This window comes from Pseudorhodoferax sp. (assembly GCF_047601025.1).
Lineage (GTDB): Bacteria > Pseudomonadota > Gammaproteobacteria > Burkholderiales > Burkholderiaceae_C > Pseudorhodoferax.
This window is the reverse complement of record NZ_JASGJZ010000001.1, coordinates 2,474,916-2,499,389: the sequence shown is the minus strand read 5'-3', so window position 1 is coordinate 2,499,389 and position 24,474 is coordinate 2,474,916. Positions and strand designations below refer to the sequence as shown.

The following is a 24,474-nucleotide window of genomic DNA, read 5'->3' as shown; positions in this document are numbered from 1 at the left end:
GTCATTTAGAGGTGCCAACGATGCACAACGTTTGGAAAACAAAATCGTCCCAAGCGCTGCTGTTTTCCATGACTGCCGGTTCATCATAACCCATTCACCGCCTGCCGGGAACGCTCGGCAGAATCGCTCTACAACAAGCGGTAACGGATCGGGACAGGCCTGCGCGGCGCACAAGCGCACGCTGCACGCCGGCATGCGCGGGCACCGGGCCGCTGCCGCAGCCGCCTTTCCTTCGCCATCCAGCACGGCTTCCGCGCACGCGCCCCGTTGCCCCGCAACGTGACTGGATCCGTCGCTCGCCTGAATCTCCATACCCCGGGAAAACACTAGCACCGCCGGCATTCAGTTCGCATAAATTACGATTCATGACTCGCGAGTCACCGTTCGCAGCCACGGATCGAAGCTAGTCATTTATGCCCCATCAAAGTCGAGCTGCTGGCTCTAAAGGAGACGCCATGAGAAATATCCTGTCGCGTGTACTGGCTTCATCGGCCCTGCTACTTGGCTGCCTGCCGGCAGTGACGGTCGCCGAGCCATACCCGTCGAAACCCATCGAGATCATCGTCAGCTACCAACCGGGTGGCGGCACCGACTCCGTTGCCAGGGCCTATGCGGAAGCGGTGAAGAAACATATCGGCCAGAGCGTCGTCGTGGTGAACAAGCCGGGCGCGAGCGGCACCATCGGGTTGCAGGACGTCGCATCCGCCAAACCGGATGGCTACAGGCTCGGGCTCACCACCATCGAGATGGTGACCCTTCCATTGCAGGGAATTGGCAAGTTCACCTACGAAGATTTCACGCCGATCGCGAAACTGAATTCCGATCCGTCGGCCGTGACGGTGCTGGCGGACTCCCCGTGGAAAACCATGGACGACTTCATTGCGGACGCCAAGAAACGGCCCAACAGCATTTCAATGGGAAATTCGGGCACCGGCACGATCTGGCATCTGGCCGCGGCAGCCCTGGAAGAAAAGACCCAGGTGAAGTTCAACCACATCCCCTTTCCAGGTTCCGTGCCTGCCGTCCTGGCACTGCTCGGCGGGCACATCCAGGCCGTGGCGGTCAGCCCCGGGGAAGTATCTCAATACGTGCAGGCCGGCAAGCTGAGAATGCTCGGCGTCATGACCAATCAGCGTGTCAAGGGGTTCGAGAACGTGCCGACCCTCAAGGAGCAGAATATCGACCTCACCATCGAGGCATGGCGTGGCATCAGCGGGCCCAAGAATATGCCGGAAGACGTCGTCAATAAACTGCGTGCCGCTTCGGAAAAAGCAGTCGACGAACCGGCCTTCCGCGCAGTGCTTGAGAAACTCAACTTCGGCCTCGCCTATGCCGACGCACCGGCGTTCCACCAGGAAATGGTCCGGGACGATACCTACTACAAGCCCCTGCTCAAGAAGATCGCGCCAGCGCAATAAAGAGCGGCAGCGCGTCCATTGCATCCCGGCCATGATCGGCCGCCCTTTCTCGGTCATGCACGGATGCCGTCTCCAGCGCGAGTTCCCGATCACCCGAGGCCTCGAAGCCTCGCTTCGAGGCAGCTTGCTTCCGTTGGCAGGACGGGTCGCGGGCATCGCCGCAGCCGGCGCCGGCGTATGGTGTCGGCGGCCGGCACCTCCAGGCCCCATGTCTTGAGCTGCGCGCCGCTGGCCGTGTAACCACGGCAGCCGACCAGCGGCGGCGCGCCGATCTGCACAACGCGGCACGCCAGGCGGCACCACCACCGTCCGCAGCACGTCTTGTTCGCCGTGTCACCGTAGCCCGCGGCAGAGAGCCCCGCGCTGCTCGTCGGCAGCTCGCCACAGCCACCATGCGGCCAGCGTGGCCCGCCAACGGCAACGGCCGGAACGCATCGACCAGGCAATCGATGCCGGCCGCCAGGTCGCGCTCTACCTCTACCGCACCCAACGCGATCGCGTCCGCGCCGACCAGCATCCCGCCGATCCGCCGGGCCAGGGGAGGACAGCATCCGCTGGGCGCGGCGCGGTTCTTCCTTCTTTTGGAGGAAGGCAGCGAACACAAAGTCACATCCCGCTCCGGAGAATACGCGCGTATCGAATCCCGGGGAGGGGAACCATGGAAAACGGACCAGCGGACGCGGGCTGGTGCGGCGATCTGCTGTGCGCGGTCGAAGGCAAGCAGGGCCTGGACGAGGTCTTCGGCATCATCGACGCCGCGGCGCGCAGCCTGGGCTTCGAGTACTGCGCCTTCGGCACGCGCCGCCCGCTGCCGCTCACGCGCGCACCAGTCTGGCTGTGCAGCAGCTATCCCACGGCCTGGAGGCAGCGCTACGCGCAGGCCGGCTACGTCGACGTCGATCCCGTGGTGCGCCACGGCGTGCGCAGCGAAGCCCCGCAGGTCTGGAGCGACGCGTTCTTCGCGCAGGCGCCGCAGCTGTGGGACGAAGCCCGCGCGGCCGGCCTGCGCCATGGCTGGGCACAGTCCAGCCTGGACTGCGTCGGCGTGGGCAGCCTGCTGACGCTGTCGCGTTCGGCCGAGCCGCTCACCGCCAGCGAACTGGCGCACAAGCAGGCGCGCCTGCGCGGCCTGGTGCAGATCGCCCACGTCGCACTGGGCCGCGCGCTGGCCGCGGCCGAGCAAGCCCCGCCCGCCGCGCTGACCGAGCGCGAGAAAGACATCCTGCGCCTGACCGCCAGCGGCATGACGGCCGAGCGGATCGCCGCCCGGCTGCTGGTCTCGGTCCACACCGTCCACTTCCACCTGAAGAACTGCGCCGCCAAGCTGCAGACCGCCAACCGGCCGTCCATGGTCGCGCGGGCGCTGGTCCTGCGGCTGCTCGACTAGGAAACACCGTGCCGCGGGGGTCCGCGGCCTGCCGTTTCTGGTAGTTCCGCCCGGCCGCGCCGTGCGGTGCAATGCGCCGCCCCGCCCACCGCCCAGCTGCAGCCACTGCGTGGCCGCAAGCCTGGCGCACCGGGCCGCCGCCTGCCCGCCCCATGGACCCCGCCCCCGAACAGGCCGTACCACCCGGTCCGCCGAACCGCGCGCCCGGACGCGCCACCGCAACGCTCGGCGCCGAAGTCGCCGCCCTCGGCTTCGAAGGTTTCGCCATGGTGGTCTGGCTGCCCTGGCCGGCCCATCACCCGGCCGTGCACGTCGTGAGCAACTTTCCCGAAGCCTGGCTGCGGCGCTACCGCGTGCGGGGCTATGCCGCCATCGACCCGGTGCTGCGCTGGTGCCGCACCAGCACGGCGCCACGGCCCTGGACCGAGGAATGGCTCACCCAGCAGGCCCCGCCCGCACTACTGCAGGCGGCCGCGGCCCACGGCCTGCGCCACGGCTGGTCGCAGGCCGTGCACGACGGCCTGGGCGTGCGCGGCATGTTCAGCGTGGCACGGGCCGCCGGGCCGCTCGACCCACCGGAACTGGTCCGCAAGCAGCCCACGCTGCAGCTGCTCGCCCACCGGGCGCATCGCCTGGTGCTGGCCGACCTGCGCGAGCACTGGGCCCGCACCGCCACCGAGCGGCTCACGCCGCGCGAGGTGGAAGTGCTGCGCTGGGCCGCCGACGGCAAGACCGCGCAGGACACCGCCGAGATCCTGGGCCTGAAGCTCACCACGGTGCGCTTCCACATCGACAACGCGGTGCGCAAGCTGCAGGCCGGCAACGTGACTGCCGCCGTGTTCCGGGCGCTGGTGCTCGGCGTGCTGCACGGGCTGCCGGAGCGGGAAAAATGAACACCCGCGATGAACAGTTCTTCAAGGAACCGGGTGCGCGCATCGCCCGCGCCCGCAAGGACCACGGCATGACCCGACAGCAACGGGCCGACGCGCTGGGCATCGCCCAGCAGACACTGGCGCACTACGAGGTCGGCCGCACTCGTATGCCGGCGTCGATGCAGCCGAGGCTGCGGCCGCGCCGGCCGGGCTGACCACGCGCAGCCGGCCCTCGGCGTCGTAGCTCAGCGCGATGGTCACGCCGGGCTGGCCCGGTTGGCGCCTCTTGAGCCGGTTGTCCAGGTCGTAGGTGTAGGTCCAGCTGCCGTCGCCGGTGAGGTTGCCGTTGACGTCGTGCGTGACGCTGGCGCCGGCTGCCGCCGTGTACTGGTTGCGCCCGTTGGCCGTGTAGCTCTTCGTGCCGTTGGCCACGTTGCCGGCCACCGGCCACTGGTACAGGTCGTTGCTCCAGCTGTTGGCAACGATCTCGCGCGCCTGGTTGCGCGTGGCGGTGTAGGTCTGGTCGTGCGTGGTGCCCGCCAGGTTGTGCGCCAGGGTGCTCAGGTCACCCTGGGCGTTGTAGCCGTAGCTCGTCGTCTGGCCTCAACAGAGCGAACTCTCTTTCCGTCTTTGAGAATTCACCGTCCTTTATGCGTGCGCTTCTTCTGCAGTCATCGGCACATTGCGCTCATTGAGGATGATGCGAATTGCTGCGCGGGTATCCGACTATACCGACCACCGCGCAACGTCAACATCCAAGCCCGAGCGCAACTCTTGCCTAATAGAGCGGCGGTTTCAAGCCCGAAGTGCAACACGTGGTCATTGAGAGGGTTCCCTCCAGACGCACCGTTACCCCACCCGTATATTTACTTCAACTCGGGTGCAGTTTTAGCAGCAAAGACTTCAGCCTTTGCCACTTCTCTTGCACCCTTTGCAGCAATGTGACACCTACTTAGGCAGCATCCTTGTAGAACGCAATGGCAGCTCGAAGCAGCACTGCTAAGTCACTGCCATCCTGCCTAAAGAATGCCTCACCAAGACGAGGACCAGAGACCACGACTGTATATATGACCCCGTCAAGACGACCACCGTCAATCTTAACCATTGCGCTTACCCCATCACGTCCGATCGCATCGAACACAGCCATTAACCCGGCAACATCGCGCCACAGCGTCAATTGCCGATCAACAACACGCCCACTGGCCACAAACTCATCCACTAGCTTCTGATCATTCATATCTCAACCTCAATGGCCAAGGGCCTTGGTGATGTCCTCGACATTCCGAAGCTTGCCTGTTGCAACGCTGTCGATAACTGAGCGAATCTTCGCTGGATCAGCGCCAGAACCTAACAATCTCTCGGCCACAGCCTGGGCCGTGCGCTTGTTTGCATCGTCAAACATATGGCGGCCAGCAATGTCACGTATTGCTGAGGCAGCTTGTGCTCCTGAGCCTTCCCGGTAAGCCATATTGGCCAGGACAATTTCAGCGTTGCCGGTCAACTCCGTAGTACCACCAAGAGCCTTGTTGATCGCACGAATTTCGCCAGCAGTTAGGCCCTTTGCCGCAATGGTACCAATCTTGGAAATGCTACCCGGGCCAACGCAGATGCTTGGACCGCCGGTTTGGATACACCCATTGTCATCGACCCGGTTTCGGAGGTTCAAGCTCCCGTCCGCGTTAACCAGCCCTGGAGAAGGTTGATTCACGGCATCCCAGATGTCACTTGCGCGCGAAAGCAAGTTGCCCTTCAGGATGCCGATCTGGGCAACAGCAAGTCCCGTCGGATCAATCCGATTGACCGGGTTGTTCCCCACGTAGGCATACAGGTTCAAGTCATCGGCCGTGCCGATGGGATCGGTCTGCAGGAAGCGGCCCAGCCTGGGGTCGTAGAAGCGCGCCTTGTAGTAGTACAGCCCGGCGGTATCGAGCAGCTGCTGGCCGGTGTAGCGGAACCGGGTGCCAGCGGTCGCGGTATGCGGCTCGCCGAAGGGGCCGTACTTGTTCACGTCGGTGCCCGTGCCCGCACTGTTGGCCACGGCCACGACGGAGCCCAGGTGGTCGGCGTACAGCCAGTTCTTGCTGGCCGTGCCCGTGCCGGTGTAGGCCACCAGCGGCTCGTCCACCCCGGGGCCGTGCACGTAGCGGTTCGTCAGCGTGCCTGCCGCGTTGTATTCGGCCACCAGGTCCGCCCCGTCGTACAGCCGCTGCGTGACCGCGCTGCCGCTGGTGCTGCTGCGCAGGCGCCCCTCGGCGTCGTAGGCGAGCGCGATGGCCGCCGCCGGGCTGGCCCGGTTGGCGCTCTTGAGCCGGTTGTCCAGGTCGTAGGTGTAGGTCCAGCTGCCGTCGCCGGTGAGGTTGCCGTTGGCATCGTGCGTGACGGTGCTGCCGGCTGCCGCCGTGTACTGGTTGCGCCCGTTGGCCGTGTAGCTCTTCGTGCCGTTGGCCACGTTGCCGGCCACCGGCCACTGGTACAGGTCGTTGCTCCAGCTGTTGGCAACGATCTCGCGCGCCTGGTTGCGCGTGGCGGTGTAGGTCTGGTCGTGCGTGGTGCCCGCCAGGTTGTGCGCCAGGGTGCTCAGGTCGCCCTGGGCGTTGTAGCCGTAGCTCGTCGTCGTGCCGTTGCCCAGCGTGACGGTGGTGCGCCGGCTCAGGTCGTCGTAGGCGTAGCTGGCCAGGTTGACGCTGTCGGTCTCCTTGATCACCGTGGGACGGTTCAGCGCGTCGTAGGCGGTGGTCACGTAGAACGCCGTCTCCGGCCAGGTCGTGCGCGTGCGGTTGCCCGCCGCGTCGTACTGGTAGGCGATCACGCGCGTGCCGGCCGTCGTGCTGGTCATGCGCCCGGCGTTGTCCCACGCGTAGGCGACCTTCTGCAGCGCATCGGCCGTGCTGGCCGTGAGCCGCCGGCCCAGCAGGTCGTAGGTGTAGCTGACGTTGTCCGCCGCCGCCGGGTAGGTGCGGCTGGTCAGCCGGTTCAGGTTGTCGTACGCCAGCGTGATGCTCTGCCCGCTCCTCTTGCGCAGGCTGGTGAGGTTGGCGCCGGCGTCGTAGCCGTACTGCTCGTAGTCGGTGGTGGAGGCGGTGTTCACCGTCGCGGGGTCGGGGAACTGGGTCTTCACCCGCCGGTCGTGCCCGTCGTAGCTGTGCGCGGTCAGGTTGTTCCTGGCGTCCTTCTCGCTGGCCAGCAGGCCGTTGGCGGTGTAGGTGTAGGTGGCGTAGGTCTGCGCCAGCGTGCTGCCCACGCCGCGCTTGACGCTTTGCACCGTGTCGTCCAGGTTGTAGACGGTCTCGCTCACCCGGTTGCCGCCTTCGGCTGCAGTGAGGTTCTCGGTGACGCGCACCAGGCGGTCCAGCTCGTCGTAGGCGTAGTCGGTCACGGGCACCGGGGCCGCGCTCGACGGGCAGGTGGTGTCCGCCGCGGTCTGCGCCGGGCCCCAGGCCTTCAGCAGCTTGCCGCTGGCCGTGTAGGTGCGGCAGCTGACCAGCCACTGCGTGCCGATCTGCGCGGCGCTGCGGATCAGGCGGCCGTCGCCGTCGTAAGCCAGCCGCGTGAGCTTGCCCAGCGCGTCGGTGACCTGCGTGGGGCGGCGTTCGGCGTCGTAAGCTGTCGTCACCGTGTCCGTCACGTCCGTGCGCTGGCCGTTGACCACCGTCGGGTTGCCCACCGCGTCGAAGGTGAGCGTGCTGGTGATGTTCAGCTTGCCGCTGCCCGCATCCGCCACCACCGTCTTGGGCACGTACTTGTTGGCCGCGTCGTAGGCGGTCGTGCCCAGCACCGTGTTGCTGGCGCTGGTCTTCTGGCTGACCGAGGTCTGCAGCCAGAACGCCGGGAGACCGGAGGCCGTGTAGGAGGTGTAGCCGTAGGTGGTCACCGGCTGCACGCCGCCCGCGTCGGCCGGGCGGGTCACCGCCAGCGGCAGGCCCTGGGCGGTGTAGGTGTAGCTGGTGACCTTGCCGCGCGCGTCCGTCGCGCTGGCCACCTTGTTGAACGTGCCCTCGTAGGTGAAGCTCTGCACCAGCGTCGCCAGACCCGTGCCAGGCTTGGCCACCTGGCGGATCGTCTTGACGTTGTGCGTGCAGCGCTGCTGCGCCGCGCACGGGGCGTCGTCGTATTCGTACTCGACGCTGTTGCCCTCGGGCAGCACGGTCTTGGTCAGGCGCGTCTGGCCGTCGTAGGTGTTGGCGGTGACCTTGCCGGTGGGGCTGATCGACTTGAGCACCTTGTACGCGCCGTCGAAGTACGTGACCCGGCTCTGGCTCAGCGGGCCCAGTTCCTCCGTGCGCGAGCCGGCGATATGGAAGGCAAGACCCGCAGGACACCGCCGAGATCCTGGGCCGGAAGCTCACCGCGGTGCGCACCCACATCGACAACGTGGTGCGCAAGCTGCAGGCCGGCAACGTGACTGCCGCCGAGCTCCGGGCATCGGCGCTGGGCCCGCTGCACGCGCTTGCGCAACGGGAATCGCCTTGAGAGACCAGGCCCCAGCCCGGCGCGCGGCCGTCAGGCTTGCGCGCCCTCACGCCGGCGCTGCGCTGCCGCCAAGCCTCCCAGCCCGGCCGCGAACAGGCCCAGCACGCCCGGCTCGGGCAACTGGCCGACGCGAACGGTTGCATAGGCATGTCCATCGCTGCCGATGACGCTGGCCAGGTCGACCGGCTGGCCAGCGTCATCGAAGCCGGCGAAGCGCTCGATGGTCACGGTATCGAAGAAGTCGGCGTAGCCGTCGTACGCCGCAGGACCGAGCTCTTCCAGATCGAGGTCGAAGTAGACGCTCGCGCTCAGGGCCAGGAAGAACGTCACTCGGGCGGAGAACACCGCGTGGCGGTTCGTCCAAATCTCCTCATGGACCTTCCGCTCCGAGGACTCCACGCCGGTGTAGTAGAACTGGCCTTGCTGATCCTGCAGCGTGGCGTCCGAGTAGCCGTCGCCGGGATCTTCCGGCGGAAAGCCTTTGACCATGCCATCGATCGACAACTGGGCGGCGACGTAGCGCAGACCGGGACCGCCGACCACCTGCAGTTCGTCGGAGATCGATGCCGTGGCGGTGAACGAGAACCCGCTCGGGACGCCTGCGGGATTGACCCAGTCGTACGGACTGCCGCCCACGTTGTCCCAGTTGTTCAGGCCAATCACGTAGCGCGGGTTGCTGGCGTTGTAGAACGGCGTGGTCAGCGTCGCCTGGACACCCGCGCGCAGCGTCTGCGGCCCGGCCTGCGCCTTCGCCGAGTACGAGAACGTCATCTACGCGGCGTTGCCCGCGGCGTCCAGTCCGGTGTAGTGCTTCGCGCGGCCGTCCGCGGCGAGTTCCGAGGACGAGACGAGCACCGGGTCCGCCAATGGCGCGCTGGTCCCGAGGTCGGGCGTCCGCATGCTGTCGCCCGAGGCGAGAACCGACGACGCGTACTGCGGCGCGGCCTGCGCCAGCGAAGGCAGCAGTGCTGCGAGAAGGCCAGCGGTCCCGAGGAGACGGCGCATGGAGTGTCCAGGCATGGGAGTTTCTTCAGTTGGAGGCTTGGTCACCGCCACACGGCGGGCGCGGCGGCAGGCATTGGACCGAACCACCGCCGTCCCCGGAACGGCCAGGAACACCAGGTTTTCCGCCCGGCGCCCCGCAGCCCCTAACATCCGCCCTTTTCACCGCCACCGCCATGTCCGCCCTGCTCGACACCATCCAGATCGAAACCGCCCCTTCGCCGACCGCCGCCGTGATCTGGATGCACGGCCTGGGCGCCAGCGGCGACGACTTCGCGGCCATCGTGCCGGAGCTGGACCTGTCGGGCTGCGCGCCGATCCGCTTCGTGTTCCCGCACGCGCCGAGCATGCCGGTCACCGTCAACGGCGGCTACGTGATGCCGGCCTGGTACGACATCTTCCAGCCCGACCTGGTGCGCCGCGAGGACGCCGAGGGCATCGCGCGCTCGGCCCGCGCGATCGAGGCGCTGGTCGCGCGCGAGGTGGCGCGCGGCATCGCGGCCCGGCACATCGTGCTGGCCGGCTTCTCGCAGGGCTGCGCGATGGCGCTGCACACCGGGCTGCGCCATCCGGCCCGGCTGGCCGGGCTGATCGCGCTGTCGGGCTACCTGCCGCTGGCCGGCACGCTGGCCGCGGAACGGCATCCGGCCAACTTCGACACGCCGGTCTTCATGGCCCACGGCACGGCCGACCCGGTGGTCGTGCCGGCGCGCGCCGAGGCCTCGCGCGACGCGCTGCAGGCGCTGGGCTACCGGGTGCAGTGGCATACCTACCCGATGCCGCACAGCGTGCACCCGCGCGAGATCGCGGACATCTCGCGCTTCCTGCAGCAGGTGCTGCCGGCGGCGGGCTGAAGCCCGCGCGCTGCGCGGCCGGGCGCCGCGGTTGCCGCCATGTGGCGGCACGGCCGCGCGCCGCGCGCCTCAACCCGCCCTGGCGTGCGCCGCTGCCGCGGCGATCTGCGCCGCGTCCGGCCGCACGCCGGTGTAGAGCACGAACTGCTCCACCGCCTGCAGCACGCTGACCTCGTCGCCGCCGATCACCGGCCTGCCCAGGCGGCGCGCGGCGCGCAGCAGCGGCGTCTCGGGCGGCAGCGCGACGACGTCGAACACGCAGGTCGCGCGGGCGATCCAGTCGTCGGGGAAGGCCTGCGCCGCCGCCTCGGCGCCGCCGGCCATGCCCAGCGGGGTCGCGTTGACCAGCAGCGCCCCGTCGGCCTCGCCCGCGCCGCCGAGCTCGGCCTGCCAAGGCAGGCCGTGCAGCGCGGCCACGGCCCGGCCGGCCCGGGCGTTGCGCGCGACCACGGTGCCCTGCAGCCCATGGTCCACCAGCGCGGCCAGCACGGCGCGGGCCATGCCGCCGCTGCCGCGCAGCACGAAGCGCGTGGACCGGGCCACACCGTGGGCCGCCAGCAGCGCGGCCACGGCCACGTAGTCGGTGTTGTGGGCGACCAACCGGCCGCCCTCGTTGACGATGGTGTTGACCGACTGCAGCCGCGCGGCCGAGGGCTTGAGCTCGTCCAGCAGCGGGATGCAGGCCTCCTTGAACGGCATCGACACCGCGCAGCCGCGGATCCCGAGCGCCCGCACGCCGCCGATGGCGGCGGGCAGGTCGGTGGTCGTGAAGGCCTTGTAGACGTAGTCCAGCCCCAGCGCCTGGTACAGGTGGTTGTGCAGGCGCGTGCCGAAGTTGCCGGGCCGCCCGGCCAGCGACATGCACAGCCGGGTGTCGCGGCTGATCTCCGGCTTCATGCGGCGACTTTTTTCTTCAGCACCCGCAGCGCCAGCGCCGTGACCAGGCTGCCGGCGACGATCGCCGCGGCGTACAGCAGCACGTGGTTGACCGCGTTCGGGATGGCCAGCACGAACACGCCGCCGTGCGGGGCCTGCAGCGCGATGCCCCACCACATCGACAGCGCGCCGGCGGTGGCCGCGCCGAGCACGCAGGCCGGGATCATGCGCAGCGGGTCGCGCGCCACGTAGGGGATCGCGCCCTCGGTGATGAAGGCCAGGCCCAGCACCGCGGCGGCCTTGCTGGCCTCGCGCTCCTCGGCCGTGAAGCGGCTGGCGAACAGCCGGCAGGCCAGCGCGATGCCCAGCGGCGGCACCATGCCGGCGGCCATGGCGGCGGCCATGGGCGTGGCCACGCCGCTGGCGATCAGCGAGGTGGAGAACACGTAGGCCGCCTTGTTGATCGGGCCGCCCATGTCGGCGGCCATCATGGCGCCCAGCGTGACGCCCAGCAGCACGGCGCTGGAGCTCTGCATGCCCTTGAGCCACTCGGTCAACGCGGTCATGATGCCGGCCACCGGCTTGCCGATGACCATCAGCATCAGCAGGCCGACGATGGCCGAGCCCAGCAGCGGCAGCAGCAGCACCGGCTTGAGCCCCTCCAGCCCGCGCGGCAGGCGGATCCACTGGTTCAGCCACTTGACGGCATAGCCGGCGATGAAGCCGGCCGCGATGCCGCCCAGGAAGCCCGCGCCCACCATGCCGGCCAGCATGCCGCCGACCATGCCGGGCGCGATGCCGGGCCGGTCGGCGATCGAGAACGCGATGTAGCCGGCCAGCGCCGGCACCATCAGCGCGAACGCGGCCTTGGAGCCGACCTGGAACATCGACCAGCCGAGCGTGCCCTGGTGCGCGTCGTCGGCGACGTAGATGCCGCCCAGCGCGAAGGCCAGCGCGATCAGCAGGCCGCCCGCGACCACGAACGGCAGCATGAAGGACACGCCGGTCATCAGGTGCTTGTACGGCCCGCCGGCCGCGGCCTTGGACCGGGCGCCGGCCGGGGCCGCGGCGGCGGCCGCCGCCGGCGCGTCGCCCTGCCAGGGCGCGGCCTCGGCCTGCGCCTTGCCGATCAGCGCGGCGGCGTCGTGGATCGCGGCCTTGGTGCTGGCGCCGTACAGGCGCTTGCCGGCGAAGCGGGCGCGGTCCACCTGCGTGTCGGCGGCGATCAGCACCAGGTCGGCCTCGGCGATGGCCTGGGCCGACAGCGTGTTCTGCGCGCCGACCGAGCCCTGCGTCTCCACGTGGATCTGGTGGCCCAGCGCCTTGGCACCCTGCTCCAGCGCCTCGGCCGCCATGAAGGTGTGGGCCACGCCGGTCGGGCAGGAGGTGACGGCGACGATCTTCAAGGGGCGGGCCGCGGCGGCGGCCTGGGCGGCCGGTGCGGCGGCCGGGGCCGCGGGCGCAGCCGCCGGGGCCATGCCCAGCCGCGCCAGCGCCTGCCGCACGACCTCGGCCGGGTCGCGGAACACGGCCTCGGGCGCGACTTCCAGCAGCCGGTCGGCCGGCAGCGCACTGCGGTCGATGCCGCTGCCGGCGTCGGCCGCCAGGATCACGGCCCCGGCCTGCGCGAGTTCACCGGCCGAGAAGCCGTCCTGCGTGCCGAAGCTGCTGACCACGCGCAGCTTGAGTTCATGCCCGAGGCGGGCGGCAGCCGCCTGCAGCGCCTCGCCCAGCATGAAGCTGTGCGCGGGGCCTGCCTGGCTGGCGGCGATGGCGAAAAGTTGGGCCATGGTGGATGTCTCCGGGCGTTCAGAGGGTGTGCGGCTGGATCTGCGCGGCCAGCGCGTCGATCTCGGGGCGGGGCGGCAGGCCGGGCGCGACGCGCTGGATGCGCGCGGCCGCGCAGGCCATGCCGAACACGGCGGCGTCCAGCGGCGCGCGGCCCTCGATCAGCGCGCCCAGCGTGCCGGCGACCAGCGCGTCGCCGGCGCCGACCGTGGTGGCCACCGGCACCCGGGGCGTGGCGGCGAACCAGCGCGTACCGCCGCTGGCGACCACGGCGCCGTCGCCGCCGAGCGAGACCACGACCAGCGCGATGCCGCGCTGCTGCAGCTGCGCCGCGGCGTCGGCCACGGCGGCGACCGTGGGCAGCGGCCGACCGACCAGTTCCTCCAGCTCGGCGCGGTTGGGCTTGACGAAATCGGGCGCGGGCTCCAGCTCGGCCAGCAGCGCGCGCAGCGTGGCGCCGCCGGTGTCGACCATCAGCCGCGCACCCCGGTCGCGCAGCGCGCGCGCCAGCCGGGCCATGCGCCCGGGCACGACGCCCGGCGGCAGGCTGCCGGCCAGCGTGACCCAGGTGCCGGCGCCGACCAGCGGCGCCAGCCGGCCCAGCAGGCCGGCCTCGGCACGGGCCAGCAGTTCGGCGTCGAAGGCGATGCCGGGCAGGTTGACGTCGGTGGTCTCGCCGCGCGCGGTGTCGGCCAGCTTGATGTTGGTGCGGGTGCGGCCGGGCACGCGCCACATCGCGTCCGCGATGCCGAGCGCGGAGAAGGCCTGCTCGAAGCGCTGCGGGTTCTCGGCGCCGAGCCAGCCGCCGGCCGCGACGCGCACGCCCAGCGCCGCCAGCACGGCGGCCACGCCGATGCCCTTGCCGCCGGCCTCGAACTGCTCGGCGCGCGCGCGGTGCACGGCGCCGGGCTCCAGCCGGTCGAGCGTGACGGTGTGGTCGATCGCCGGGTTCGGCGTGAGGGTGATGACCTGTGCCTGGTTCATCGCGGGGCTCCCTGGCGCGGCGCGCGACCGGCGTCCGGCGACGCGCCGCAGGCCATGTCGACGGCATCCGCGGGCGTGGCTTCGGCAGGCCGCAGGACGTCGTGCCCCCTCCAGGGGTTTGGCGAAGCGCACGCCGTGCGCGCGGACCGGGGGTGCTTCATTGCCCGGCCTCCGGCGCGGCGCGCAGCTGCGCGCCCAGCGCGCGCACCTGGTCGCCGTCGTCCATGTCCAGCGCCGCGCGCGCCAGGGCCTGCAGCTCGGCCAGGCTGTGGCGGCGCAGCAGGGCCTTGACGGCGGTGATGTCGCCCACGCTCATGCTCAGCTCCTGCACGCCCAGGCCGGCCAGCAGCGCGGCGCCCAGCGGTTCGCCAGCCAGGCCGCCGCAGACGCCGACCCAGCGGCCGTGGCGGCGTGCGCCGTCCACCGTGTCGGCCACCAGCCGCAGCACGGCCGGGTGCAGGCTGTCGGCCATGCCGGCCAGCTGCGGGTGCTGGCGGTCCACCGCCAGCGTGTACTGCGTGAGGTCGTTGGTGCCGATCGAGAAGAAGTCCACGTGCGCGGCCAGCCGGTCGGCCATGCGCGCGGCCGAGGGCACCTCGATCATGATGCCGACCGGGATGGGCACGTGCGCCAGGCCCAGCTGCTGCTGCACCTCGGCCAGCCGCGCCTTCAGGCGCCGCACCTCGTCGACGGTGCTGATCATCGGGAACATGATGGACAGCGGCCCGGCCTGCGCCGCGCGCACCAGCGCGCGCAGCTGCGGCAGCAACAGGTCGTCGCGCTGCAGGCACAGCCGCGCGCCGCGCACGCCGAGGAAGGGGTTCTCCTCCACCGGCAGGTTCAGGTGCGGCACCTGCTTGTCGCCGCCGATGTCCAGCGTGCGCACGATCAGCGGCCGGCCGGCCAGGGCCTGCGCCATGTCGCGGTAGACGGCGAACTGCTCTTCCTCGTCGGGCACGTGGTCGCGTTCGAGGAACAGGAACTCGGTGCGCATCAGGCCCACGCCCTCGGCGCCCTGCTCCAGCGCGCGCGGCACCTGGTCGGCGCGGTTCACGTTGGCGGCGATCTCGACGTGGTGGCCGTCGGTGGTGGTGGCCGGCTGCAGGCGGCTGGCGGCCTCCTCGGCCTGGTGGCGGGCCAGGCGCTCGATCATGGCCTCGGTCTCGGCCAGCGCGGCCTCGGTCGGCGCGACGTGGAGCTGGCCGCGGTAGCCGTCGAGGATCGCGCGCTCGCCCGGCGGCAGCTGCAGCACGCCGGCGCCGGCCGCGACCACCGCCGGCAGGCCCAGCGCGCGCGCCAGGATCGCGGTGTGCGCCGTGGGGCCGCCGCGCGCGGTGCAGAAGCCCTTGACGCGCTGCACGTCGATCTGCGCGGTGACCGAGGGCGACAGGTCGTCGGCCAGCAGCAGCGTGTCGCGCGGCCAGGAGGCCGGGTCCACGCCCGCGGCGGCTTCCTCGCCGCGGCCCAGCAGGTGGCGCAGCACGCGCTCGCCGACGTCCTGCAGGTCGGCGGCGCGGGCGGCCAGCAGCGCGTCCGGCAGCGCGCGCTGCACGGCCACGCGCTCGGCCAGCACGTGGCGCCAGGCCCAGGCCGCGCCATGGCCCTGCACCACGAGGCGGCTGACGTCGCGCAGCAGCACGGCGTCGCGCAGCATCTGGCCGTGGGCGTCGAAGATGCCGGCCTGCTCGGCCCGGCCCTGGCCGCGCGCGTCGTCGGCCAGGCGCTGGATCTGGGCCGCGGCGGCGTTCAGCGCGCGGTCCAGCAGCGCGGCCTCGGCGGCCACGCCCTGGTGCGTGTCGGGCACGTCCAGCGCACGGGCCTCGGCGCTGACCAGCGTGCCGATCACCAGGCCGGGGCTGGCGGCGATGCCGCCGATGGTCTGGCGCGCGGCCGGCTGCCAGCCGCCCAGCAGCCGGCCCAGGCCTTGCGCCTGCGACTGGCGCGCGGCGGCCAGCTCGGCCTGGCGGGTCTCCTCCTCGCCCAGGCGCACGACCAGGTCGCGCAGCGCGGCCACCGCCGCCTCGGCGTCCGGCCCCTGGGCCGACAGGCGCAGCGCGGCGCCACGGCCGGCGCCCAGGCTCAGCAGCGCGGCCATGTTGCGGGCGTCGGCCACGGCGTCGGCATGGCGCACGCGCAGCGCGGACTGGAAGCGCGCGGCCAGCTGCGCCCACTGGCCGGCCGGGCGGGCGTGCAGGCCGTTGGGGTAGTTCAGCGTGAGGTCCACGCCGAGCGGGAAATCCTGCGCCGGGGCAGCGGCGGCCGCGGCGGCGTCGGGCGCGGCATCGCTGGTCAGCGCGGCCACGATGTCCTCGGCGCGCGGGGTGTGCACCAGCTGCTCGATGCGGGCCGCGTCACGCATCAGCCGGGTCAGCCGGCGCAGCACGGCGATGTGCTCGTCGGACGCGGCGGCGATCGCCACGACCAGGTGCACCGGCTTGTCGGCGCTGCCCCAGGCCACGCCCTGCGGCACCTGCAGCACCGCCAGGCCGGTGCGGCGCACCAGGCCCTTGTCCTCGACCATGCCGTGCGGGATGGCCACGCCCTGGCCCAGCCAGGTGGTGGCGACCTGCTCGCGCCGCAGCAGGCTGTCGACATAGCCGGCGTCGCAGAAGCCGGCCTGCACCAGCAGAGCGCCGGCGCTGCGCACGGCATCGTCGCGGTCGGCCGGCCGGGCGGCCAGGCGGACCTCGACGGGAGTGAGGGCCAGGGTGTCCAAGCGAGTCTCCTGCGAAATGGAATCGATTCCAGAAATTATTCCGGCGACCGTCCATGATGTCCACCGGATTCGCCTGCTGCAGCGTACAAACCAAGGGTAAACACTAGGCGAAAGAACATTCTCCGGGCGCAGACATCGCCCCAGAATCCAGGAATCGATACCAGGAATCCGCCGCGCATGTCTTCCGCCCCCCCGCTCGCGGTGCCCGGCCAGCCCAGCATCAAGGACGTGGCCTCGCGCGCCGGCGTGTCCACGACCACGGTCTCGCGCGTGCTGACCGACGCCGAGGCCGTGCGCCCGGCGCTGCGCGCGCGCGTGCAGCAGGCCATCGCCGAGCTGGGCTGGCGGCCCAGCCTGGCGGCGCGCCGGCTGCGCCAGCGCCGCACCTCGCTGATCGGGCTGGTGGTGGCCGACATCCGCAACCCGTTCTTCACCGAGATCGGCCGCGCCGTGGAAGACGTGGCCTACGCCGCCGGGCTGCGGCTGATCCTGTGCAACAGCGACGAGGACCCGGCCAAGGAGCAGTCGTACCTGGAGCTGATGGCCGACGAGCGCGCCAGCGGCGTGATCCTGGCGCCGACGCTGGAGTTCACGCAGCGCCCGGGCTTCCCGGGCGGCCCCTGGCCGTTTCCGCTGGTGATGGTGGACCGCGCCCCGGCCGCCACCGCCTGCGACGCCGCGCTGCTGGACAACGCCGCCGCCGCGCACACGCTGGCGGCCCACCTCGCGGCCGAAGGCTGCCGCCGCATCGCGCTGCTGGCCGGCGCGCACAGCAGCACCGGCCGCGAGCGCCAGGCCGGCTACGAGGCGGCGCTGCGCAAAGCCGGCCTGGCGCCGCGCGTGCTGCCGCTGCGGCCGGACGCGCAGGCCGGCCAGGCCGGCGCCGCGCAGCTGCTGGCCGAGCCGGCGGACCGGCGGCCCGATGCGCTGCTGGCCACCAGCGGCCTGCTGCTGCTGGGCGCCTGGCGCGCGCTACGGGCCAGCGGCCTGCGGGTGCCGGCCGAGGTGGCGCTGGCCGGCTTCGACGACAACGACTGGACCACGATGCCCGAGCCGGCCATCACCGTGCTGGCCCAGCCGACGCAGGAACTCGGCCGCAGCGCGGCCGAACTGCTGCTGCAGCGGCTGGCCGAGCCCGGGCGCGCGCCGCGCCGCGTGGTGCTGCAGGGCCGGCTGCTGGTGCGCGGGTCGAGCCGGCACGGGCGCGGCGCGGCCTGACGGCCGGCTACGCCTGCGCGCACTTGCGCACGGTGTCCCAGGTGCGGGTCGTCACGTCCACGCCGAAGGCCTGCTCGATCAGCTGCATGAAGACCGGCCCCTCGCCGGGCAGGTAGGCGGTGAACGCCTCGGCGCCGACCTGGCAGGCCACGGTGGCGCAGCCGCGGGTCAGCGGCAGCGGGACCCGGGACGCGCGCGGCGCGCGCAGGAAGCTGACCACGCGCTTGGCCTGCGGCGGAAAGCCGAACGGGGCGAACGGATCGCCGGCCAGCAGGGCCTGCAGCGCGTCCACCGACCGCACGATGGTCGCGAAGCGGCGCCCCAGGCCCGCCTGCTGGGCCGCCTCGACGCGCTGCGCCAGCACCGCCTCCGGCGCCTCGTCCGCATCGAACACGGCATTGCCGCTGGACAGCACGGTCCGCACGCGCGCGAAGCCGGCGGCCTCCAGGCTGCGGCGCAGCGCCGGCATGCTGCAGTTCTGCGGACTGACGCCTCGCAGCAACGCGACGTAGCGCGGCATCGCCCGGCCCCTAGCGCACGACCAGCCGCGGCCCTTCGGTCCAGGGCTGCACCTCGCCGATCTCGGCCGCGGCCGCGAAGCCCTGCGCCCGGAACAGCGCCAGCACGTCCCCGACGCTGTCGGGCGCGCAGGCCACCAGCAGGCCGCCGCTGGTCTGCGGGTCGGTCAGCAGCGCCTGCTCGGCGGCCGGCAGGGCGTGCGCGACCTCGGCGCCGTAGCCGGCCCAGTTGCGGCCGGAGGCGCCGGTCACGCAGCCGGCGGCGACCAGCGCGCGCACGCCGTCCAGCACCGGCACGCGCGCCCAGTCCAGCACCACGCGGCAGCCGGCGCCGCGCGCCAGTTCCAGGCCGTGGCCGGCCAGGCCGAAGCCGGTGACGTCGGTCAGCGCGTGCACGCCGGGCAGTTCGGCCAGCGCCGGGCCGGGGGTGTTCAGCCGCGTCGTGGTCTCCAGCATGCGGGCGTAGCCGGCGGCATCGAGCCGTTCCTTCTTGAACGCGGCCGACAGCACGCCCACGCCCAGCGGCTTGCCCAGCACCAGCCGGTCGCCGGGCCGCGCGCCGGTGTTGCGGCGCAGCTTGTCCGGGTGCACCAGGCCCAGCGCCACCAGGCCGTAGATCGGCTCGACCGAATCGATGGTGTGCCCGCCGGCGACCGGGATGCCGGCCGCCTGGCAGACCGATTGCCCGCCGGCCAGGATGCGGGCGATGGTCGCGGTGGACAGCACGTTGACCGGCATGCCGACCAGCGCCAGCGCCAGGATCGGCCGGCCGCCCATGGCGTAGACGTCGGAGATCGCGTTCGTCGCGGCGATGCGGCCGAAGTCGAACGGGTCGTCCACGATGGGCATGAAGAAGTCGGTCGTCGCGACCAGCGCCTGCTGGTCGTTGAGCCGGTAGACGGCCGCGTCGTCCGAGGTCTCGATGCCGACCAGCAGCTCCGGCGGCACCGGCAGTCCGCCGCCCTGGTGCCGCAGGATCTCGGACAGCACGCCGGGCGCGATCTTGCAGCCGCAGCCGCCGCCGTGGGACAGGGAGGTCAGGCGGGGCTCGGCGGCGGTCGGTGCGGGAGTGGACATGGTCGCAGGCAGGAGGGGCTGGGGACGGCGTGCATTCTGGCCCAGGCCGCCGGCAGCGCCCATGGGGAACCCTTTTCCGCCGGACAAGTCCAACACGCCAGATCTGCCAACAGGGTTAACCCGAGTGCAGAACCTGCTTTCGCACCGTCTTTAGCACTCTTCATATGAGAGTGCTAACATGGTCCACCAAGGAAAGGAATCTGGTATGAGTCATCAAACTGGAACCGTGTCCACCGCGCTCACCGCCGCCAACCCGTGGTCCCTGGTTCCCCCGCTGGGCAACCTGGACGCCTACATCTCGGCGGTCAACCGGCTGCCCATGCTCTCCGTGGAAGAGGAGCAGCAGTACGCGCGCCAGCTGAAGAACGACAACGACCTGGAAGCCGCCGGCAAGCTGGTGCTGTCGCACCTGCGCCTGGTGGTGTCCGTGGCCCGGCAGTACCTGGGCTACGGCCTGCCGCACGGCGACCTGATCCAGGAAGGCAACGTGGGCCTGATGAAGGCCGTCAAGCGCTTCGACCCCGACCAGGGCGTGCGTCTGGTCAGCTATGCGCTGCACTGGATCAAGGCCGAAATGCACGAGTACATCCTGAAGAACTGGCGCATGGTCAAGGTGGCGACCACCAAGGCCCAGCGCAAGCTGTTCTTCAATCTGCGCTCGATGAAGCAGGGTTTCAAGGCCGAGGCCGCCGACGGCGCCACGCACCGCGACACGCTGTCGGACGGCGAGATCGCGGCCATGGCCGAGCAGTTGAGCGTCAAGCGCGAGGACGTGATCGAGATGGAAGCGCGCCTGGCCGGCGGCGACGTGGTACTGGACCCGGGCCCGGCCGACGGCGGCGAGGAAGCCTACGGCCCGATCGCCTACCTGGCCGACGGCCGGCAGGAGCCAACCGCGCAGATCGAGGCGCGCCAGCGCGACCGGCTGGCCAGCGACGGCATCAGCACCGCGCTGGCCGGGCTGGACCCGCGCAGCCGGCGCATCGTCGAGGAGCGCTGGCTCAAGGTCAACGACGACGGCTCGGGCGGCATGACGCTGCACGAGCTGGCCGCCGACTATGGCGTGAGCGCCGAGCGCATCCGCCAGATCGAGGCCGCGGCCATGAAGAAGATGAAGAAGGCGCTGGCGTATTACGCTTGACGTGCCCGCGGCACCTTCCGTCCGCAAGACGCCAGCGCCGGTGCGCTGGCGTTTTTTTTAGCCGATCATCACCCACCATCACCACAAGGAGACCCGAATGACCCTGTCCCGCCGAGCCCTGCTGGGCGCCCCGCTGGCCGGCCTCGCACCCTGGGCGCTGGCCCAGAGCGGCCACTGGCCGAACAAGCCCTTGCGGATCCTCGTCGGCTTTCCGGGCGGTTCCTCGCCGGACCTGACCGCGCGGGCGCTGGCCGAGCCGCTGTCGCGCGCGCTGGGGCAGCCGGTCATCGTGGAGTCGCGCGTGGGCGCCGGCGGCAACATCGCGGCCGACCAGGTGGCGCGTGCCACCGACGAGCACACCATCGGCCTGATGATCAACGGCAACCTGACGATCGCCAAGCTGCTGAACGCCAAGACGCCCTACGACCCGGCGCGCGACCTGGCGCCGGTGAGCCTGCTGGGCACGGCGCCCCTGGTGCTGGCGGCCGGGATCGACACGCCGGGCAGCACGCCCCAGGAATTCTTCGCCGCCGCGCGCGCCGCCGGCGACCGCTGGAACTACGGCACGCCCGGCGTGGGCACGGTCGGCCACATCGGCATGGAGCTGCTGAAGGCCAGGAGCGGCATCGCGCCGGTGCACGTGCCCTATCCCGGCAACCCGCAGGCGATCACCGCGATGATCGCCGGCCAGATCCAGATGGCGCTGCTGCCGCCGGCGCTGGCGATGGCGCAGGTGCGCGCCGGCAAGCTCAAGGCCATCGGCATCACCTCGGCCGGCCGCAGCCCGCTGGTGCCGGAACTGGCCAGCCTGGCCGATGCCGGCGTGCGCGGCTTCCAGCTGGAGATCTGGAACGCCGTGGCCGCGCCGGCCTCGATGCCGGCGGCGATCGTCGCGCGGCTGTCCGCGCTGATCGGCGACATCGTGCGCACGCCCGACATGCGCGAGCGGCTGTTCCAGCAGGGCTGGCAGGTGGTCGGCTCCTCGCCGGAAGGGCTGGCGAACCGCATGCGGGCAGACACGGCGCTGCTGGGCGGCGTGATCGTGTCGCAGGGCATCAAGGCGGAGTGACGGGGCCCGATCCGTTCCGCCGTCACGCCAGGAGCACCGCATGCCGCGCACCGAAGCCACCCGCCCCGCCGCCCGCAAGCGGCGGTTCCGCACGCTGGGATGGAGCGCGGCGGCGGCCGCGCTGGCACTTGGCCTGGGCGGCGCGTGGTTCGCCTATCGCCAGCTGGACCGCATGCCCGGGGAGTTGCTGCGCTACCTCGAATTTCGCCTGTACGGCCACACCAAGCTCGAAGCCCTGGCGCTGCCGGTGATCGGCCTGCTCCGGTCGCAGGTCGAGCGCCCGGTCCCGGCGGAGCTGTCGACGCTCGGCAAAGGCGTGCAAGCCTCCGGCCTTCCGCCGGTGCGCTATCGGGAGGGGAAGCCGCTCGAAACCCCGCTGCTGGGCGTGCCGGCACCGGCCGCGACGGTCCAGGTCGCCTCGCTGGAAGAGCTGCAGCGGGCCATGCAGAACGCCCGCCCCGGCGAGGTCATCGAACTCCTGCCGGGCCGCTACACGATGACGCGCAAGCTGTCCACGCCCGTGGCAGGCCATGCCGACAATCCGATCACCGTGCGCGCGGCCGCCCCGCGCAGCGTCGAGATCCTGGCGGCGACCGTCGAAGGCATCGTCGTCAGCCAGCCCTACTGGGTGTTCGAGAACCTCACGATCCGGGGCACCTGCAAGGCGGACGACGATTGCGAGCACGCGTTCCACGTGGTCGGCAAGGCCAGCGGCACGGTCCTGCGCAACAACCACCTCGTGGATTTCAACGCCCACGTCAAGGTCAACGAGCTTGGGGGCGCCTATCCCGATGACGGCCTCCTGCAATTCAACACGCTGGACAACAGCCGCCCGCGCCGGACACTGCATCCGGTCACGCCGTTCGACCTGGTCGCGGCCTCGCGCTGGGTCGTGGCCGACAACGTCGTGGCCAATTTCGTGAAGTCCAGCGGCAACGGCATCTCCTACGGCCTCTTCATGAAGGGCGGTGGCAGCGAGGGCCGCATCGAACGCAACCTGGTGATCTGCAGCACGCAGGACATCTCCGCGCGCGGCGACAGGCCCGGCTCGGGGGCGCGCGTCGGCATCTCGCTCGGCGGCGGCACCAGCGGCGAGAGCTTCTGCAGGAACGGGCATTGCGCAGCGGAGCACCACCAGGGCCTGGTCGCCAACAACGTGGTCGCCCACTGCAACGACGCGGGCATCGACGTCAACCGCTCGGAGCAGAGCGTCATCGCGCACAACACCCTGGTCAACACGGGCTGGATCGACGTGCGCAGCAGCCCGGCCTCCGCGGTGATCTACGGCAACTGGCTGGAAGGCCGCATCCGGACGCGCGGCGGCGGCTGGGTCGAGGCATCGCACAACGAAGACCGGCCCCTGCAGCGGTACGTGGCGGCGCTGGACGCCCTGGATCTCGGCTGGACGGCGACGCCTCCGACCATCGCGCCGGCGCGCGCCGTCGGCAACGACTTCTGTGGGCGCCCCCGCGGCGCTGCCACCCCGCCGGGCGCCCTGGGGATGGAAGGCCTGCCCTGCAGCAGCCGCCGGTGAACGGCGGCGTGCGGCGCACGCCTCAGCCGGCGGTCTTCAGCAAGGTGCGCACGTCGGCCGCCAGCGTTTCGGCGCCGGAGCCGTAGCGCACGTACAGGCGCAGCCGGCCCTGGGGGTCGTAGACGTAGCTGCCTGCGGAATGGTCCATGGTGTAGCTGCCGGGCGTCTTGCCGTCGACCTTCTTGTAGTAGAGCTTGAAGTCCTTGGCCATGGCGGCCAATTGCTCCGGCGCGGGACGCAGCGCGACGAAGTCCGGGTCGAAGTTCTCCATGTAGGCCTTCAGCACCTCGGGCGTGTCGCGCTCGGGGTCCACCGTGACGAACAGGCCCTGCAGCCGGGCGCCGTCCGCGCCGAGCAGTTCCTTGGCCTGGGCCAGTTCGGCCATGGAGGTCGGGCAGACGTCGGGGCACTGGGTGTAGCCGAAGAACACCACGACGACCTTGCCGCGGAAGTCCTGCAGCGTGCGTTCGCGCCCGGCCTGGTCGGGCAGCCGGAAGTCGCGCGCATAGTCGGCACCGGTGATGTCGACGGCCGAGAACTTCGGCTGGCCGTCGGAGCAGGCGGCGAGCCATGCGCCGGCGGCCGCGGCCAGCAGGGTGCGTCGTGAGGTCATGGCAGCAGGTAGTGGTCCAGCAGCAGCGCCGCGAACAGCGCGCTCAGGTGGATCAGCGAGAAGCGGAAGGTGCGGCGCGCCAACGCGTCGGAATAGTCGCGCCACAGGGCGAAGCCGTAGGCGCAGAAGCCCAGGCCCAGCACCACCGCGGCCGCCAGGTACAGCCAGGAGCTCATGCCGTAGACGAAGGGCAGCAGGCAGGCCGCGAACAGGACCAGCGTGTACAGCAGGACCTGCAGCCGCGTGAACTCGTTGCCGTGCGTGACGGGCAGCATCGGCAGGCCGGACTTGCGGTAGTCCTCCACGCGGTACAGCGCCAACGCCCAGAAGTGCGGCGGCGTCCACAGGAAGATGATCAGGAACAGGATCAGCGCCTCGGGCCCGACCTCGCCGGTCATGGAGGTCCAGCCCAGCACCGGCGGCATCGCGCCGGAGGCGCCGCCGATCACGATGTTCTGCGGCGTCAGCGGCTTCAGGATCACGGTGTAGACGACCGCGTAGCCGACGAAGGTGGCCAGCGTGAGCCACATGGTCAGCGCGTTGACGCTGGCGTACAGCAGCGCCGCGCCGGCGGCGCACAGCAGCGCCGAGAACAGCAGCGTCTGGCCGTCGCGCAGCTCGTTCTTGGCGGTGGGCCGCCAGGCCGTGCGCTTCATGCGCGCGTCGATGCCCTTCTCGACCAGGCAGTTGAAGGCCGCGGCCGCGGCGGCCACGAGCCAGATGCCGGCGCAGGCCAGCACCATGCGCAGCAGCTGCGCCCAGGACGGCAGGCCGGGCACGGCCAGCACCATGCCGATCAGCGCACAGAACACGATCAGCTGCACGACCCGCGGCTTGGTCAGCACGTAGAACTGGCGCACGCGGGACATGGACGGCACGGCCGGCGCCGCGGCGCGGGGCTCGGCGGTGCCTGGACGACCTTCGCCCGTACGGGCCG

21 protein-coding genes are annotated in these 24,474 nt (G+C 71.2%); 9 read left to right on the top strand and 12 right to left on the bottom strand.

From position 1 onward, the window contains the following. The first annotated feature begins 455 nt into the window (after positions 1 to 455). The 4 genes from QM782_RS11830 (at position 456) to QM782_RS11815 (ending at position 3,892) form a co-directional block, all read left to right on the top strand. Positions 456 to 1,418 carry a Bug family tripartite tricarboxylate transporter substrate binding protein gene (locus QM782_RS11830; RefSeq protein WP_415203108.1) on the top strand — a complete coding sequence of 321 codons (963 nt, stop codon included), beginning with the start codon at positions 456 to 458 and terminating at the stop codon, positions 1,416 to 1,418. A 658-nt stretch (positions 1,419 to 2,076) separates the two neighbouring features. Then, a complete protein-coding gene (locus QM782_RS11825; protein ID WP_415203107.1) occupies positions 2,077 to 2,805 on the top strand; it encodes an autoinducer binding domain-containing protein in 729 nt (242 codons plus the stop codon). Between the two features lie 152 nt (positions 2,806 to 2,957). Continuing rightward, positions 2,958 to 3,698: a LuxR family transcriptional regulator gene (locus tag QM782_RS11820; RefSeq protein ID WP_415203106.1), complete on the top strand. Its 741-nt coding sequence runs from the start codon at positions 2,958 to 2,960 to the stop codon at positions 3,696 to 3,698. Beyond that, positions 3,695 to 3,892, top strand: coding sequence for a helix-turn-helix domain-containing protein (locus tag QM782_RS11815; protein ID WP_415203105.1), 198 nt, complete (start codon positions 3,695 to 3,697; stop codon positions 3,890 to 3,892). Before QM782_RS11820 ends, QM782_RS11815 begins: the two co-directional genes overlap by 4 nt. 737 nt (positions 3,893 to 4,629) lie before the next feature. Here QM782_RS11815 and QM782_RS11810 read toward each other — a convergent pair. From QM782_RS11810 to QM782_RS11795, 4 genes are all read right to left on the bottom strand, one after another. After that, on the bottom strand, positions 4,630 to 4,914 hold the full coding sequence (locus tag QM782_RS11810; protein ID WP_415203104.1) for a hypothetical protein: 285 nt from the start codon (positions 4,912 to 4,914) through the stop codon (positions 4,630 to 4,632). A 9-nt stretch (positions 4,915 to 4,923) separates the two neighbouring features. Then, positions 4,924 to 7,896 carry an RHS repeat-associated core domain-containing protein gene (locus QM782_RS11805; RefSeq protein WP_415203103.1) on the bottom strand — a complete coding sequence of 991 codons (2,973 nt, stop codon included), beginning with the start codon at positions 7,894 to 7,896 and terminating at the stop codon, positions 4,924 to 4,926. Positions 7,897 to 8,177: 281 nt separating this feature from the next. Next, positions 8,178 to 8,918, bottom strand: coding sequence for a PEP-CTERM sorting domain-containing protein (locus tag QM782_RS11800; protein WP_415203102.1), 741 nt, complete (start codon positions 8,916 to 8,918; stop codon positions 8,178 to 8,180). Continuing rightward, a complete protein-coding gene (locus tag QM782_RS11795) occupies positions 8,919 to 9,152 on the bottom strand; it encodes a hypothetical protein (RefSeq protein ID WP_415203101.1) in 234 nt (77 codons plus the stop codon). A 173-nt stretch (positions 9,153 to 9,325) separates the two neighbouring features. Here QM782_RS11795 and QM782_RS11790 point away from each other — a divergent pair, with 173 nt between their 5' ends. Then, the gene (locus QM782_RS11790) at positions 9,326 to 10,003 is read left to right on the top strand and encodes an alpha/beta hydrolase (protein WP_415203100.1); all 678 of its coding nucleotides are present in this window, start codon (positions 9,326 to 9,328) and stop codon (positions 10,001 to 10,003) included. A gap of 69 nt (positions 10,004 to 10,072) precedes the next feature. Here QM782_RS11790 and QM782_RS11785 read toward each other — a convergent pair whose 3' ends face one another. The 4 genes from QM782_RS11785 to ptsP form a co-directional block, all read right to left on the bottom strand. Then, positions 10,073 to 10,900 carry a shikimate 5-dehydrogenase gene (locus tag QM782_RS11785; RefSeq protein WP_415203099.1) on the bottom strand — a complete coding sequence of 276 codons (828 nt, stop codon included), beginning with the start codon at positions 10,898 to 10,900 and terminating at the stop codon, positions 10,073 to 10,075. Continuing rightward, a complete protein-coding gene (locus QM782_RS11780; protein WP_415203098.1) occupies positions 10,897 to 12,669 on the bottom strand; it encodes a fructose-specific PTS transporter subunit EIIC in 1,773 nt (590 codons plus the stop codon). The genes QM782_RS11785 and QM782_RS11780 overlap by 4 nt, the downstream gene beginning before the upstream one ends. A gap of 19 nt (positions 12,670 to 12,688) precedes the next feature. Then, the gene (locus QM782_RS11775) at positions 12,689 to 13,651 is read right to left on the bottom strand and encodes a 1-phosphofructokinase family hexose kinase (protein WP_415203097.1); all 963 of its coding nucleotides are present in this window, start codon (positions 13,649 to 13,651) and stop codon (positions 12,689 to 12,691) included. Between the two features lie 157 nt (positions 13,652 to 13,808). Further along, on the bottom strand, positions 13,809 to 16,358 hold the full coding sequence (ptsP, locus tag QM782_RS11770) for a phosphoenolpyruvate--protein phosphotransferase (protein ID WP_415205634.1): 2,550 nt from the start codon (positions 16,356 to 16,358) through the stop codon (positions 13,809 to 13,811). A gap of 186 nt (positions 16,359 to 16,544) precedes the next feature. Here ptsP and QM782_RS11765 point away from each other — a divergent pair, with 186 nt between their 5' ends. Beyond that, positions 16,545 to 17,585: a LacI family DNA-binding transcriptional regulator gene (locus QM782_RS11765; protein ID WP_415203096.1), complete on the top strand. Its 1,041-nt coding sequence runs from the start codon at positions 16,545 to 16,547 to the stop codon at positions 17,583 to 17,585. Between the two features lie 7 nt (positions 17,586 to 17,592). On the opposite strand, the gene QM782_RS11760 is transcribed toward QM782_RS11765, so the two are convergent. After that, positions 17,593 to 18,105 carry a DUF1697 domain-containing protein gene (locus tag QM782_RS11760; RefSeq protein ID WP_415203095.1) on the bottom strand — a complete coding sequence of 171 codons (513 nt, stop codon included), beginning with the start codon at positions 18,103 to 18,105 and terminating at the stop codon, positions 17,593 to 17,595. Positions 18,106 to 18,115: 10 nt separating this feature from the next. Next, entirely contained in the window at positions 18,116 to 19,180 is a 1,065-nt protein-coding gene (gene selD, locus QM782_RS11755; protein ID WP_415203094.1) for a selenide, water dikinase SelD, read from the bottom strand. A gap of 205 nt (positions 19,181 to 19,385) precedes the next feature. On the opposite strand from selD, the gene rpoH reads away from it, so the two are divergent. The 3 genes from rpoH to QM782_RS11740 all read left to right on the top strand — a co-directional run bounded on the left by rpoH (position 19,386) and on the right by QM782_RS11740 (position 22,924). Further along, on the top strand, positions 19,386 to 20,321 hold the full coding sequence (rpoH, locus tag QM782_RS11750; RefSeq protein WP_415203093.1) for an RNA polymerase sigma factor RpoH: 936 nt from the start codon (positions 19,386 to 19,388) through the stop codon (positions 20,319 to 20,321). Between the two features lie 97 nt (positions 20,322 to 20,418). Further along, a complete protein-coding gene (locus QM782_RS11745; RefSeq protein WP_415203092.1) occupies positions 20,419 to 21,390 on the top strand; it encodes a Bug family tripartite tricarboxylate transporter substrate binding protein in 972 nt (323 codons plus the stop codon). 40 nt (positions 21,391 to 21,430) lie between these two features. Beyond that, positions 21,431 to 22,924, top strand: a complete 1,494-nt coding sequence (locus QM782_RS11740; RefSeq protein ID WP_415203091.1) for a hypothetical protein — start codon at positions 21,431 to 21,433, stop codon at positions 22,922 to 22,924. Between the two features lie 22 nt (positions 22,925 to 22,946). On the opposite strand, the gene QM782_RS11735 is transcribed toward QM782_RS11740, so the two are convergent. After that, the gene (locus QM782_RS11735) at positions 22,947 to 23,537 is read right to left on the bottom strand and encodes an SCO family protein (protein WP_415203090.1); all 591 of its coding nucleotides are present in this window, start codon (positions 23,535 to 23,537) and stop codon (positions 22,947 to 22,949) included. Continuing rightward, positions 23,534 to 24,406, bottom strand: coding sequence for a heme o synthase (gene cyoE, locus QM782_RS11730; RefSeq protein ID WP_415205633.1), 873 nt, complete (start codon positions 24,404 to 24,406; stop codon positions 23,534 to 23,536). The genes QM782_RS11735 and cyoE overlap by 4 nt, the downstream gene beginning before the upstream one ends. Between the last annotated feature and the right edge of the window lie 68 nt (positions 24,407 to 24,474).

Bases quoted from the DNA above. Each gene is read 5' to 3' on its own strand.
- QM782_RS11830 (WP_415203108.1), top strand. From the start codon at position 456: ATGAGAAATATCCTGTCGCGTGTACTGGCTTCATCGGCCCTGCTACTT.
- QM782_RS11825 (WP_415203107.1), top strand. From the start codon at position 2,077: ATGGAAAACGGACCAGCGGACGCGGGCTGGTGCGGCGATCTGCTGTGC.
- QM782_RS11820 (WP_415203106.1), top strand. From the start codon at position 2,958: ATGGACCCCGCCCCCGAACAGGCCGTACCACCCGGTCCGCCGAACCGC.
- QM782_RS11815 (WP_415203105.1), top strand. From the start codon at position 3,695: ATGAACACCCGCGATGAACAGTTCTTCAAGGAACCGGGTGCGCGCATC.
- QM782_RS11810 (WP_415203104.1), bottom strand. From the start codon at position 4,914: ATGAATGATCAGAAGCTAGTGGATGAGTTTGTGGCCAGTGGGCGTGTT.
- QM782_RS11800 (WP_415203102.1), bottom strand. From the start codon at position 8,918: ATGACGTTCTCGTACTCGGCGAAGGCGCAGGCCGGGCCGCAGACGCTG.
- QM782_RS11795 (WP_415203101.1), bottom strand. From the start codon at position 9,152: ATGCGCCGTCTCCTCGGGACCGCTGGCCTTCTCGCAGCACTGCTGCCT.
- QM782_RS11790 (WP_415203100.1), top strand. From the start codon at position 9,326: ATGTCCGCCCTGCTCGACACCATCCAGATCGAAACCGCCCCTTCGCCG.
- QM782_RS11785 (WP_415203099.1), bottom strand. From the start codon at position 10,900: ATGAAGCCGGAGATCAGCCGCGACACCCGGCTGTGCATGTCGCTGGCC.
- QM782_RS11780 (WP_415203098.1), bottom strand. From the start codon at position 12,669: ATGGCCCAACTTTTCGCCATCGCCGCCAGCCAGGCAGGCCCCGCGCAC.
- QM782_RS11775 (WP_415203097.1), bottom strand. From the start codon at position 13,651: ATGAACCAGGCACAGGTCATCACCCTCACGCCGAACCCGGCGATCGAC.
- QM782_RS11765 (WP_415203096.1), top strand. From the start codon at position 16,545: ATGTCTTCCGCCCCCCCGCTCGCGGTGCCCGGCCAGCCCAGCATCAAG.
- QM782_RS11760 (WP_415203095.1), bottom strand. From the start codon at position 18,105: ATGCCGCGCTACGTCGCGTTGCTGCGAGGCGTCAGTCCGCAGAACTGC.
- selD (WP_415203094.1), bottom strand. From the start codon at position 19,180: ATGTCCACTCCCGCACCGACCGCCGCCGAGCCCCGCCTGACCTCCCTG.
- rpoH (WP_415203093.1), top strand. From the start codon at position 19,386: ATGAGTCATCAAACTGGAACCGTGTCCACCGCGCTCACCGCCGCCAAC.
- QM782_RS11745 (WP_415203092.1), top strand. From the start codon at position 20,419: ATGACCCTGTCCCGCCGAGCCCTGCTGGGCGCCCCGCTGGCCGGCCTC.
- QM782_RS11740 (WP_415203091.1), top strand. From the start codon at position 21,431: ATGCCGCGCACCGAAGCCACCCGCCCCGCCGCCCGCAAGCGGCGGTTC.
- QM782_RS11735 (WP_415203090.1), bottom strand. From the start codon at position 23,537: ATGACCTCACGACGCACCCTGCTGGCCGCGGCCGCCGGCGCATGGCTC.
- cyoE (WP_415205633.1), bottom strand. From the start codon at position 24,406: ATGTCCCGCGTGCGCCAGTTCTACGTGCTGACCAAGCCGCGGGTCGTG.